We start from the raw sequence: 12,070 nt of genomic DNA, 5'->3' as shown, positions 1-12,070 counted from the left end.
GCAGTTTCTTCTCGCCAAGGCGTTGCGACAACGGCCATGAAGGCCGGTCGAGCCCGGCCTTCGGTACCGCGAAATCGCTTCAGATCGAAGCCATCCAGCCGAGCCCGTCCTCTGTATTGCCCGCAGGCCTGTATTCGCAACCGACATAGCCTTGATAGCCGATCGCATCGATCTCCTGAAAGATGCGCCTATCGTCCAGTTCGCCGGTGGTCGGTTCGTGGCGATTAGGCACTGCGGCTATCTGGATATGCCCGATACGTGGCGCCATGCTTCTCAATGCAGTGATGACGTCCCCGTGCAGGATCTGACGATGATAGACGTCGAATTGCAAAGTGAGATTGGGGTGGTCGAGCTCTACGATCAGGTCGAAGGCCCGATTGAAGTCGTTGAGAAAATATCCCGGCATATCGCGTTTGTTTATCGGCTCGATGACCAGGCCGATACCGGCCTCGGCCGTGACGTCCGCCGCCTTCTTCACGTTTTCCCGAAAGCAGACCGCGGCCGCCTTGTCATCTGATGGGGCGATACCGGCCATCATATGAAGAAGAGGTGTTCCCAGCGCCTTGCCGTAGGTGATGGCGGTCAAAAGCGCAGCGTCGAATTCCTCTCGCCTGTTCGGGAGGCTGGCGAGACCACGATCGCCGGCAGCCCAATCTCCGGGCGGCATGTTGAAGAGAGCCTGCCTCAGCCCGGCGTCATGCAGCGCCCGGGCGACGACATCAGCAGGATGATCGTAGGGAAAGAGATATTCAACGGCCCTAAATCCGGCCCGGTTTGCGGCCTCGAAGCGCTCCAGAAACGGTCGCTCATTGAACATCATGGAAAGGTTCGCAGCAAATTTCGGCACGATTTATTCCTCCTCGGGCATGCCAGGCAGTTGCAGCCCGGCGATCTGGGCGAGCAGACGTGCGACGGAACTGTCATCGTCACGCCCCATGCCGGCAGCTTCGGTCATGATGAAAAGTTGAAGCGCAGCCGCGGTGATCGGCAGTGGAAATTTCTGATGGCGCCCGATGTCGGTTACGATGCCGAGATCCTTCGTAAAGATGGAAACGGCGCTGTGTGGTGTGTAGTCGCCCTCCAGAACATGCGGGATCCGGTTTTCGAACATCCAGCTATTGCCGGCCGACTTGGTGATCACGTCAAAGACACGGGAAATGTCGAGATCGAGGCTTTTCGCAAACGTGATCGCCTCGCATGCGGCGGCGATGTGCACCCCGGCAAGCAACTGATTGACGATCTTGAAAGATGACCCGACGCCCGGCTCGTTACCGAGCTCGTGGACGGTGGCCGCCATGGCTTCAAGCGCCGGCCGGGCCGCCTCGAAGGCTTGAGCCGACCCTGACGCCATGACAGTCAGCTCACCGGAACTGGCCTTTATCGAGCCCCCGCTGATCGGGCCATCGAGATACAGCAAACCCGCAGCCTCGGTGCGGGCGGCGAATGACTTTGCCTCGGCGGGCGAGATTGTGGCGCAAGAGACGATCACTGATCCAGGGCTCATTGCGGAGACAATACCGTCATCGCCGAACAGAACAGCTTCGGTCTGGACTGCGTTTACCACGACGATGACTGAGATATCCGCGCCACTGGCGGCGTCGGCAGGCGTGGATGCTGTGATGCCACCCTGTGCCTCCAGCGCCTCAAGCGCCTTGGGGTTTACGTCAAAGCCGCGGACCTGATGACCGGCTTTCAATGCCGATCGCGCCATGCCGAGCCCCATCGAACCAAGGCCGATCACAGCAATCTTCGTTTGGCGAGACATGGAAAAGCATCTCCTTGAATGGAATGAACTGCTATCTCAGCGCTAACATCATCTCAAAGCACATCCTCTTGATCTGTTCAAGCAAGTTATGTTAGCGCTGAGATAAAACTGGAGGCCGCCAAATGACGGACGAAGGCCGTGCGGCCGAAGACCCTATATCGCTCTCGACGCAAGGCACGCCGACGCTCGCCCATGTAGCCCGTCTGGCCAATGTCAGCGAGAACACGGTTTCCCGTGTCATCCGCAATAAGGGGTCCATCGCGCCGGAGACGAGACGGCGCGTCAGCGCGGCCATCGATCAACTCGGCTACGTACCGAACCGGGCTGCCGGATCGCTTGCGTCGTCCTCCTCCCTGATCATCGGCGTCATTCTGCCGTCACTATCGAACATCGTGTTCCCGGAAGTTCTGCGCGGTATCAATGCCGCACTTAGCGGTACGTCCTATCGGCCGATGATCGGAGTGACTGATTATGATCTCGAAACCGAACAGAATCTAATCTCATCGCTTCTCGCCTGGCATCCGGCAGCCCTCATCGTCACCGGTTTCGAGCATACGGATGCTGCGAGACGCATGCTTGAAGCCAGTCGCGTCAGGATCGCGGAACTGATGGATATCGATGATCGTCCAATCGATCTCGCGGTCGGTCTGTCGCATCGAAAGGCCGGTCGTTCCATGGCGCGCCACCTCGTAAAACGCGGTTATTCCAAAATCGCCTATGTCGGCCATGACTGGGAGACGGACCGGCGCGCCCATGCTCGCTATCAGGGACTGTGTGAAGGTCTGGCGGAAGCCGGTCTTTCGCTGGCGGCCGAGCGCCGAGCGGAGCAACCCAGCTCGACACTGGAGGGGCGCAACACGCTTGCCCGCCTGCTGGCTGAGAGCGAAGGCATCGATGCCGTCGCTTTTTCGAATGACGATATGGCGGTCGGTGGCTTCATGCATTGCCTTGCGGCCAATATTTCGGTGCCGGAGGAGTTGGCACTTATCGGTTTCAACGGGTTGGAAATAGGCCAAGTCCTACCCAAACCGCTGACGACGGTGCTCTCCAACCGCTTTGCCATCGGCAAAACCGCCGTCGAGATCTTACTCGAAAATCCAAAACGTCCGCAGGAGAGCCGGATCATCGATACCGGATTTTCAATCATCGAGGGAGCAACCGCCTGAGCGGGCCCCATGCAATACGGAGGAATGACATGCTGCTAGGCGCAATTGCCGACGATCTGACCGGAGCAACCGATCTGGCCCTGACGCTGTCCCGCGAGGGTATGCGCACGATCCAGACAGTGGGCATACCGCCGGCGGATTTCGACCTCAGCAATGTCGATGCAGTTGTGGTCGCGCTGAAATCCCGCACGAACCCTTCCGCCGAGGCCGTCAGCATGTCGCTTGAGGCGCTGGCATGGTTGAAGGTATCCGGCGCTCGCCAGATCATTTTCAAATACTGCTCGACGTTCGATTCCACCACCAAGGGTAATATCGGTCCTGTCACAGATGCGCTTATCGCAGAACTCGGGACAGACCTGACGATCGTCTGCCCGGCTTTTCCGGCTAACCGCCGGACGATCTATAAAGGGCATCTCTTCGTCGGTGATCAGCTGCTTTCAGACAGCCCGATGCGCCATCACCCGCTGACGCCGATGACAGACTCGTCCCTGGTCCGCCTCATGGCTGCGCAGTCGGGATCCAAGGTCGGTTTGGTCACCCATGATGCGGTTTCCGGCGGCGTCGGGAGTATACGTGAAGCCTTTGCACAGGCGAAACGGCGTGGGGAACAAGTGGTTGTCGTCGACGCGATTTCCGATATGGACCTGCGCGTCATCGGTGAGGCCATTGCGGACTTTCCCTGATTACCGGCGGCTCCGGCATCGCGATCGGCTTGCCTGAGAATTTTCGGCGTGCCGGGCTACTTGCCGCTGATAATGCTGCCGGCCGGTTCGAGGCGCCAACGGGAGGCGCCGCCATTCTTGCCGGTTCCTGCTCGGAGGCGACACGTGGACAGATCAAGCAGGTCATCGATGCCGGCTTGCCGGCCCTGAAACTCGATCCTATCGCGATTGCAGAAGGCCGCGTCGCTGTCGGCGAGACGCTGGAATGGGCGCTTTCACACGGAGATGCCGTGCCGCTGATCTATTCAAGTGCCGATCCGGAGGATGTCCTTTCCGCTCAGAAAAGCCTGGGTCATGAAAAGGCAGGGGCGGTTGTCGAGAATTTTCTGGCGCAGACCGCAATCGGGTTACGGGAGAGAGGTATCCGTCGGTTGATCGTTGCCGGAGGCGAAACCTCAGGCGCAGTTGTCGGCGCGCTTTCGCCTTCCGCATTGTTTATCGGCCAGGAAATCGCTCCGGGCGTGCCATGGACATTGACGATGGGGGATCGGGAGCCGATGGCGCTCGCCCTGAAGTCCGGCAATTTTGGCGCGCCGGATTTCTTCCTCAAGGCATGGGATGTCCTGAAATGACTGCGATCCTTTCAGAAGAAACGCGTTTGCGGGACGAGATCGTCGAGGTCTGCAAGTCGCTGTTCGATCGTTGCTTCACGTTTGGCTCCACGGGCAATATCAGCGCGCGCTTGTCGAATGGCGATCTGTTGATGACGCCGACCAATGCTTCGCTCGGCGCGCTTGATCCGGCGCGCCTGTCGAGATTTTCCGCCGAAGGCGTCCACATCGACGGCGATAAGCCGACGAAGGAGGCTTTTCTCCACCAGTGCATGTATTGCGAACGCAGCTCTGCCGGTGCCGTGGTCCATCTCCATTCCACCAACGCCGTGGCAATCAGCCTTATCGACGGGCTCGATCCGGATGATCTGCTGCCGCCGCTGACCGCGTATTATGTAATGCGGGTCGGAAAACTGCCCATGGCCCCGTACTTTCCGCCGGGTGATGTGGCCTTGGCGGAAGCGGTGAGGGAGCGTGCCCGCGATAGTCATGCGGTTTTGCTGGCAAATCACGGTCCCGTCGTAGCGGGCAAGTCTTTGCGCGAGGCACAATATGCGACAGAGGAGCTGGAGGAAACGGCCAAGCTGTTCCTGATGCTGCGTGGCGAAAAGATCAGACCGCTGACGCCGCAGCAGCGTGACGACTTGGTAAAGCGGCAAACCTGACCCGTCCTTAAGCTGTTCAGCGATGGCAGCATCCGGCTAAAGAAATGAAAGTGACGGTTTCCTGTCTCAACTGTTCTTGCGCGCCCATAGCCGAGCGAGCGTGAAAGCGAGCACTTCCGAGATAGCTGCGGCAACGCCGATCATCCAAACATTGCCGATGGCGATGATACCTGCGCCTAACGCGCTGCCTATGGAAAAGCCGAGATACATCGTGGATGTGTTGAGAGAAAGCGCGACGGATGACCGGGCCTGGCCGCCAGCGACAATGAGGCGCGCCATCTGAGCCGGGAAGAATGACCAGACGCTGAAGCCCCAGCCTGCGACGGCTGCAAAGACCACCGCCATCGACGCCAGGTCAGACAGAAGGGTAGCAAGAGCCAGGGCCGCGAACGAAACGGCGAGGGCGGCCAAGGAGCCTATTGCAACTTTCCTTGAACCGAAGCGATCATTGAGTATGCCGCCGGTGAATACGCCAAAGGCCGCAAAAATTCCCCAGAGTGTGACTGTCGAGGCGATGCCGCGATCTGAAAATCCCAGCGTCGAAGAAAGATATGGTGCGATGTAGGGATAGGCTGTGTAGGCGCCCATCGACCAGAACAGAGTGACCGACAGAAGCCTGAGTATGGGCGGCTGGCTGATGACGCTTATACGCTCACCCATGCTCGGGATCGTCATCCCTGCGCCCGCCTGTCGATCAACGCCGGCAGCTATACCGCTTATCGCCACGGCACCCATCGCCGCGACCATCAGAAAGGTGGTGCGCCAACCGAAGGCGTGCCCGATGATCGAGCCGAGTGGCAAGCCGAGTGCGATGGCGATCGTCATGCCTCCGCTGACGATTGCAAGCGCCCGGCCGCGTTTTTCGGGCGGGACAATCATGCCTGCCAGTGCATTGGCATTCGGTGCATAAAGCCCTGCTGCGATCGCCATCAGGATACGTGCGAGCATCAGCGTACCGAAGCCCGGTGCGAAAGCGGCGATCAGGTTTCCCAATGTGAAGATCGTCATCGCAAGCAACAGCGTATCGCGACGGCGCAGCCCGCCGGTGAGCACGGTTGCGATGGGCGAACTGACGGCCAGCACAAGAGTGAACACCACGACCAGCATGGCGGTTGCCGGCAGGCTCATCCCCAAATCAGCTGAGATCGTGGGCAGGAGGGGGCTATCATGAAACCTTCCGTGCCTATGGCGAATGTGCCAAGGGCGAGAAACCAGGCCGGGAGCATGGATGTTTCCCGCTGTGCCGGATGGTTTGGATCCAATGAACCGGTCGTCTTGGGGGCAATTTTCTGCAGCATCGCTGCCTCCGGCGTGCGCGATGACCGCCTGCCCGGCGGCCGGTTTCGCGGTCTGTGTTTAATCAAAGCGCTGGAAGGCGCGTGGCCATGGTGGTGGCCGCGCGGTCAATGGATCTTCATCGAATGAGGCAGCGTCAGGCCACGCGATCAACCTTCGGGAAGTCAAGCGTCGTCCCGACAATGTTGTTGACGCTGTTGGTCATGATGTTGATAGCAACATGCGCAACCGTCTCGAGGATTTCGGCGTCGGAGAGGCCATAGGCGCGTGCCGCTTCGAGTGCCGATGCGGCGCCCTGGCCGTGCGTCGCGTTGATCGCGAGTGCTAGATCCAGGATTGCCTGGATCTTAGCGTCCGATGTCCGGCCCTTCTGGGCGCTGGCACGATCATCGGCAGCAACGCCCGCCGCCTTCGCGGCACCGGTGTGGGCAGCGAGGCAGTAGTCGCAGCCGTTCGCCGCGGCAATCGCTATGGCGATCTGTTCGCGGGCTGCGGCAGGCAGAACGCCGGCCCGTAGGAACGCGCTGCCGCGAGTATAGACGTCGAGGGCGGCCGGGGCATGGGCCAATACACGATACAGGTTTGGAACCTTGCCCATCGATGCCTTGGCGGTCGAGAATATCTCTGCGACCTGCGGGCTGACTTCGCTGTCTGAAAGTGTGGATATTGCTGACATCATCGTTCTCCTTGAGCCGAGGCGATGATGAGCCGGCAAGGAGAGGCAAGATTGTAAGTTTGCGCCAACGGTGCCTTATGGTCAGCGGTTAACAGCCACATCACAGATTAGATGATCGGATGCGCCAATCGGCGCCGATCAGGCGTCGGCCCGCTCCAGTTCGGATGATGAAGCAACGGCTTTCTGTTCTCGCGGATCGATGCCACGCGGTTTTCCGTAAAGGCCGATGTTGGCGTCACCCCAGAGCTTCAGCGAGAGCAGAATTGGCTCCATGCTGCGACCAAGCGGCGAGAGGCTGTATTCCACCTTCGGTGGCACTTGCGCATAAACCTTGCGCTCGATCAGCCCATCCTCCTCCAGTTCACGCAACTGGTTCGTCAGCATCCTCGGCGTCACATTCGCTATATGTCGACGAATTTCATTGAAGCGCAGAGTGCCCGAAAGAAGATGGAATAGAACAACCGACTTCCATTTTCCGTCTATCAGTCCGATCGCGGCCTCGACCGAGCATCCGGGAGAACAATCGAAGCGGGAATGATGGGCTTTCGCCATGACAGTATCCTTTTTGATACTATATGCGTTTTTTGTGCGTATTGCTCATTTCTGAATATAGACCATTTCTGTGTCTTAGCAATGGAGACAAGGAGCAAATCATGAAAGCCATCGGCTACAACAAGGCAGGCACAATAGAACGGCACGATGCCCTTCAAGATATAGAGCTTCCACGGCCGGTGCCGTCGGGTCGAGATCTTCTGGTCGAGGTCGAGGCGATCTCAGTCAATCCGGTCGACACCAAAGTCAGAAAAGGCGCGCAGCCAGATGCCGATCAATGGAGGATCCTCGGTTGGGATGCAGTGGGCAAGGTGGTCGAGATCGGTTCTGAGGTCACTGGTTTCAAAATTGGTGACGAGGTCTATTACGCCGGGTCCCTCATTCGTCCGGGGGCCAACAGCGAGTTCCATCTTGTGGACGAGCGTATAGTCGGCAGGAAACCGCAGACACTTTCGGCTTCCGAAGCAGCAGCCCTGCCGTTGACCGCTATCACCGCTTGGGAAATGCTGTTCGACCGCCTCGATATCCGCAAACCTGTGCCGGGTGCGGCGAATGCGATCGTGATCGTCGGTGGTGCCGGCGGCGTGGGGTCGATTGCCATCCAGCTTGTTCGTGCGCTTACCGACGTAACGGTCATCGCTACCGCCTCGCGTCCTGAAACCCTCGAATGGGTAAAGGTGCTCGGCGCCCATCACGTGATCGACCATTCGAAGCCAATTGCCGAGCAGGTGGCTGCACTCGGAATCGGTGCTCCGGCCTTCGTTTTCTCGACGACCGAGACGCATCGGCATCTTAAGGAAATCATCGAGCTCATCGCGCCGCAGGGCCGGTTCGGCCTGATCGACGATCCGGACAGTCTCGATGTCGTGGGTTTCAAGCGAAAGGCTGCCTCCATCCATTGGGAGCTGATGTTCACCCGCTCGATTTTCGAGACGGCCGATATCGCCGAGCAGGGCAAGCTTCTCAACGAAGTCGCACGTCTGGTCGATAAGGGCGATATTCGCACTACCATCACCGAGACGTTATCGCCGATCAACGCGGAAAATCTGAAGAAGGCTCATGCGGCGATCGAAAGCGGGCGAACGAAGGGCAAGGTTGTGCTGGAAGGTTTTCACGCAGGCTGAGCGGCCGGTAATTTAAAGCGAGCAGGGCCGGCGTGTCGGTCATTAGCCCGCCCGATAGCGGACACTATCGGCTCTTAGCCGGTAGTGTCCTGCGTTTCATCGTTGAGCGGCCTAAGGGCCTTTTCCATCGCGGCCGGCGATACCATCATCCAAGACACGTGTTGATTGAACGGACATCTAGCAATTCATCCCCGATACGTGGCACGTTGATCACCGGGGTCTGAGGCGCCCGTCATCTACGATGTCGGGTAAAGAGGGTGGCAATCGACAAATGAGACTGATGCTTGGCTTTTGCTTGACGAGGGGTTTCCTCACCCGCGTATACGGGTATCTGGCTGGCTGTCGGATTTCCGTGGCCAATTTACCGAGGCGCGGCCCATGGTCGGCGTTTACTATTGCGGTCCTTTGCTCGGTCAACCTTGCTTTTGTGCTTCCTTCCGATGTCGCGGCGCAGGACGCCGTTCGGATGGCGACCGTCCTGCCGGAGGCAAGGACAGTCGAACTAAGGCCGAAAACGGATATTCAGTTCCGCAAGATCTCGCTCGCTCAGGGCTTGTCGCAAACCCGTGTAGGCAAGATCATCCAGGACGATAGCGGCTATATCTGGCTGGGGCCGCAGCATGGCGCAAACCGCTATGACGGCTACAATTTTCGTGTTTTTACCCATGATCGCGATGATGCCGGTAGCCTGAGCGGCGTCTACATCTATTCCATGTTCAAAGATCGCAAGGGCACGGTGTGGATCGGCACCGACCAATTGCTTGATGCTTTCGACGAAAAGACGGGCGAGTTCCGTCACTTCAAGCTCGATGACACGACACCCACCGTATTGCATATCAGTCAGGACCGGCACGGCCTGTTGTGGCTTTCGACGTCCCAAGGGCTCTATCGGCTGGACCCTGAGAGCGGATTGATCGAACGCTTCGGCCATGTCGAGGGGGACGATGCCGGGCTAAGCACCGATGACGTGAAATTCACGGGCGAGGACAGCCAAGGCGTATTCTGGGTAGCAACCGGCAATGGACTGGAGGCATTCGATCCCGTTAGCCGCAAGGTGAGCCTCAGGATCCCGTTGCGCATGGAAGCGCGAGAGTTCGAGTTCTTTGAGGACAGCCATGGTCTGTTCTGGATATTCTTCGGATCCGGAAGTGGTCTTGCTCTCTATGACCGAACGTCCAACACTCTACAGAAGCTTTCCTTCAGCAATGCCGACAGCGGTCTCTCCGGAATCTATCGGATGATCGAGGCCAAGAACGGTGACTTGTGGTTTGCGACCATGGGTGCCGGGCTGCTGCGGTTCAACCGGAATGACTTCAGCTTCGATCAATATATCAACGATCCAACCGATCCCCAGAGCCTCACCGAAAACAGGGTTATCGAACTCTATGAAGATCGGCAGGGCAATATCTGGACAGGCTTGCATGCAAATCCGCCCAACGTGTTCAGCGTCGAGCCCCGACCCTTTCGGAAGGTCTGGCCTTCACCAGGACAGGTCAACAAGCTCGGAGAAATGTTCGTCAATACGATCCTTGAGGACCGAGCTGGAACCGTGTGGCTTGGTGCAGGGGAGCGCTGCATCGGATCGACAAGGATGGGACTATCTCGGTCGTGGACCTCTCGGGGGAGAACAAGTCCGTCGAAATCCTCTCGATCGAGGAAGATGCCGAGGGGACACTCTGGATCGGTACGATCGGTACTGGTCTCATCTCCTTCAATCCAGCCACCGGTAAGAGGGCGACATATCGATACGAGCGCGGCAAGCCGGACTGGATCAGCAGCGATGTCGTCACACGCCTCTATATTGACCCACAGGGGATTGTCTGGATATCGACCTGGAACGGCCTCAACCGGCTGGATACGAAGACCGGGCGGTTTCGATCTTTCCGCGCCGACACCTCGCTAAACAAGGAGCTGTTTTCGATCGAACCTGACGATCGGGGAAACCTCTGGATCGGCTCGCGCGTCGGCCTGGTCAAATTCTCGACGATCACTGAGACCTTCGAGGAATTCCGGCACGATCCCAACGATCCGACGACGATCAGCAACAACACGGTCAACAACATCTTCCATGACGGCAACGGGGCATTGTGGCTGGCGACGCACAACGGGCTCAACCGCTTTGATCCCCAGACTGGAAAATCGCAGGCCTATTTCGAGAAGGATGGTTTGCCCGGCAATGCGATCAGCTGTATTTTGCAGGATGCGGGCGGAGATCTCTGGATCAGCACCAATCATGGGGTATCGAAGATGGACCCCAAGACCGGCCGGTTTCTCAACTATAACAGTTTCGATGGCTTGCCCGGAGACGACATGGGCGGCTGGCACTCCTGCTCGGCCGGCGCCAACGGTCGGATGTATTTTGCGGGGTTTCCAGGTGCCGCAGTCACCGACCCGTCTTACGTCGAAAAGCCTGATGAACCTATGCCGGTCGTTTTCACCGACATCAAGATCGGCGATCGTTCGGCGCTATACCCTCTGAAGCCGTCTTCGGAGCCCTACAGCTTGGCCTATGACGACAATCTGGCCGTAACCTTCGCAGCTCTGGATTTCGCCAATCCGGCTCAGGCGCGATACCGATACAGATTGTCCGGCCTTGACGAAGACTGGCATTTCGTCTCGAGTACACAGCGAACCATCAATTATGCTGCCTTGCCGGCCGGCCAATTCGAACTCGAAGTCCAGGCGGCGACCGAAAGAGGCGACTGGATTTCAAAGTCATCGCCTCTCGCTGTTTTCGTGGCTACACCATGGTGGCGGACCTGGTGGTTTTATGCGCTCGTGCTCGTCGCCTTTCTGGCCGTGGCAACTGTCGCCTATCGGCTGAGGCTGAGACAGATTGCGGCCATATACAGTATGCGGCTCGAGGAAAGGCTAGGCGAGAGGACCCGCGTCGCGCGCGATCTGCACGACACTATCCTTCAAAGTTTCCAAGGCCTGACTTATCGTCTCGAGGCGATACGAAACCTGCTTCCCGAACAGCCGCAAAAGGCTGCGGACATGCTGGAAGTCGTTCTACGAAAAAGCGACGACGCGATCATCGAGGGCCGGGAGACGATCCAGTCCCTGCGTGATCCGGCCAATGTCACGGGTGACCTCATTGCTGCGATCAATGCGGACGCGCGAGAGCTCTCAGCGGCTCAGACCGGAGAAGTAACCGCTAAGTTCAATCTTACCATAGAGGGTGAAGCAGAGAAATTTCCGCCGAATGTTCGTCATGAACTACGCCAGATTTTCCGTGAGGCATTGCGCAACGCATTCACTCACGCCCATGCAACACAGATCGAGTGCAGCTTCGTGTTCAACAGGGAGGGGCGATCATTACCTTGAAAGACAATGGTCGAGGCATGGAGCCTGCGACCACCCTGTCCGGGGCGAGCGGACATTTCGGCGTGTCGGGCATGCGCGAGCGCGCAGCCCGGGCCGGCGCGGAAATAAGGATCGACACGCTCGGCGGATTGGGTACCAAGGTCGAGCTGTCGATCACGACAAACCCCGTACGACTAGCCGAAATTTCCCGAAGGCTTGGAAACGAGGAAGGCGTTGTCTGAGAGGG

The 12,070-nt window shown here is 58.4% G+C and carries 14 protein-coding genes and 1 pseudogene; 9 read left to right on the top strand and 6 right to left on the bottom strand.

Annotated features, from left to right (window positions below):
- Positions 1 to 79: 79 nt before the first annotated feature.
- On the bottom strand, positions 80 to 847 hold the full coding sequence (otnI, locus tag N7E02_RS14215; protein WP_286582682.1) for a 2-oxo-tetronate isomerase: 768 nt from the start codon (positions 845 to 847) through the stop codon (positions 80 to 82).
- 3 nt (positions 848 to 850) lie between these two features.
- Positions 851 to 1,765, bottom strand: a complete 915-nt coding sequence (gene ltnD / locus N7E02_RS14210; protein ID WP_286582680.1) for an L-threonate dehydrogenase — start codon at positions 1,763 to 1,765, stop codon at positions 851 to 853.
- Positions 1,766 to 1,920: 155 nt separating this feature from the next.
- On the opposite strand from ltnD, the gene N7E02_RS14205 reads away from it, so the two are divergent.
- From N7E02_RS14205 to otnC, 4 genes are read left to right on the top strand one after another with little or no spacing between them, the layout of a single operon-like run.
- Positions 1,921 to 2,931: a LacI family DNA-binding transcriptional regulator gene (locus tag N7E02_RS14205; RefSeq protein ID WP_374730724.1), complete on the top strand. Its 1,011-nt coding sequence runs from the start codon at positions 1,921 to 1,923 to the stop codon at positions 2,929 to 2,931.
- A gap of 29 nt (positions 2,932 to 2,960) precedes the next feature.
- Positions 2,961 to 3,614, top strand: coding sequence for a four-carbon acid sugar kinase family protein (locus N7E02_RS29720; protein WP_353622888.1), 654 nt, complete (start codon positions 2,961 to 2,963; stop codon positions 3,612 to 3,614).
- Positions 3,615 to 3,643: 29 nt separating this feature from the next.
- Positions 3,644 to 4,225 carry a nucleotide-binding domain containing protein gene (locus N7E02_RS29715; protein WP_353622887.1) on the top strand — a complete coding sequence of 194 codons (582 nt, stop codon included), beginning with the start codon at positions 3,644 to 3,646 and terminating at the stop codon, positions 4,223 to 4,225.
- A complete protein-coding gene (otnC, locus tag N7E02_RS14195; protein ID WP_286583826.1) occupies positions 4,222 to 4,869 on the top strand; it encodes a 3-oxo-tetronate 4-phosphate decarboxylase in 648 nt (215 codons plus the stop codon). The genes N7E02_RS29715 and otnC overlap by 4 nt, the downstream gene beginning before the upstream one ends.
- Positions 4,870 to 4,935: 66 nt before the next feature.
- On the opposite strand, the gene N7E02_RS14190 is transcribed toward otnC, so the two are convergent.
- Positions 4,936 to 5,997: an MFS transporter gene (locus N7E02_RS14190; protein WP_286582678.1), complete on the bottom strand. Its 1,062-nt coding sequence runs from the start codon at positions 5,995 to 5,997 to the stop codon at positions 4,936 to 4,938.
- A 39-nt stretch (positions 5,998 to 6,036) separates the two neighbouring features.
- Here N7E02_RS14190 and N7E02_RS14185 point away from each other — a divergent pair, with 39 nt between their 5' ends.
- Positions 6,037 to 6,294 (top strand): hypothetical protein, encoded by a 258-nt coding sequence (locus tag N7E02_RS14185; protein WP_286582677.1) that lies wholly within the window; start codon positions 6,037 to 6,039, stop codon positions 6,292 to 6,294.
- Positions 6,295 to 6,301: 7 nt separating this feature from the next.
- Here N7E02_RS14185 and N7E02_RS14180 read toward each other — a convergent pair whose 3' ends face one another.
- The gene (locus N7E02_RS14180; RefSeq protein ID WP_286582676.1) at positions 6,302 to 6,841 is read right to left on the bottom strand and encodes a carboxymuconolactone decarboxylase family protein; all 540 of its coding nucleotides are present in this window, start codon (positions 6,839 to 6,841) and stop codon (positions 6,302 to 6,304) included.
- A 138-nt stretch (positions 6,842 to 6,979) separates the two neighbouring features.
- A complete protein-coding gene (locus N7E02_RS14175; RefSeq protein WP_286582673.1) occupies positions 6,980 to 7,393 on the bottom strand; it encodes a winged helix-turn-helix transcriptional regulator in 414 nt (137 codons plus the stop codon).
- 101 nt (positions 7,394 to 7,494) lie between these two features.
- Here N7E02_RS14175 and N7E02_RS14170 point away from each other — a divergent pair, with 101 nt between their 5' ends.
- Positions 7,495 to 8,517 carry a zinc-binding alcohol dehydrogenase family protein gene (locus N7E02_RS14170; protein ID WP_286582671.1) on the top strand — a complete coding sequence of 341 codons (1,023 nt, stop codon included), beginning with the start codon at positions 7,495 to 7,497 and terminating at the stop codon, positions 8,515 to 8,517.
- A gap of 241 nt (positions 8,518 to 8,758) precedes the next feature.
- A pseudogene (locus N7E02_RS29710) lies at positions 8,759 to 9,241 on the top strand (hypothetical protein); the annotation flags it as partial.
- Positions 9,242 to 9,700: 459 nt separating this feature from the next.
- Here the strand turns inward: N7E02_RS29710 and N7E02_RS14160 are convergent.
- Positions 9,701 to 9,940: a hypothetical protein gene (locus N7E02_RS14160; RefSeq protein WP_286582666.1), complete on the bottom strand. Its 240-nt coding sequence runs from the start codon at positions 9,938 to 9,940 to the stop codon at positions 9,701 to 9,703.
- Positions 9,941 to 10,125: 185 nt separating this feature from the next.
- Between N7E02_RS14160 and N7E02_RS14155 the strand changes: the two genes are divergently transcribed.
- Both N7E02_RS14155 and N7E02_RS14150 read left to right on the top strand, forming a co-directional pair.
- Positions 10,126 to 11,844 carry a ligand-binding sensor domain-containing protein gene (locus N7E02_RS14155; protein WP_286582664.1) on the top strand — a complete coding sequence of 573 codons (1,719 nt, stop codon included), beginning with the start codon at positions 10,126 to 10,128 and terminating at the stop codon, positions 11,842 to 11,844.
- Positions 11,841 to 12,065 (top strand): ATP-binding protein, encoded by a 225-nt coding sequence (locus N7E02_RS14150; RefSeq protein ID WP_286582663.1) that lies wholly within the window; start codon positions 11,841 to 11,843, stop codon positions 12,063 to 12,065. The genes N7E02_RS14155 and N7E02_RS14150 overlap by 4 nt, the downstream gene beginning before the upstream one ends.
- The last annotated feature ends 5 nt before the right edge of the window (positions 12,066 to 12,070 follow it).

It is taken from the genome of Terrirhizobium terrae (genome assembly GCF_030323265.1).
In the GTDB taxonomy this organism is placed as follows: domain Bacteria; phylum Pseudomonadota; class Alphaproteobacteria; order Rhizobiales; family Rhizobiaceae; genus Neorhizobium.
This window is presented reverse-complemented; position numbering and strand designations above follow the sequence as displayed.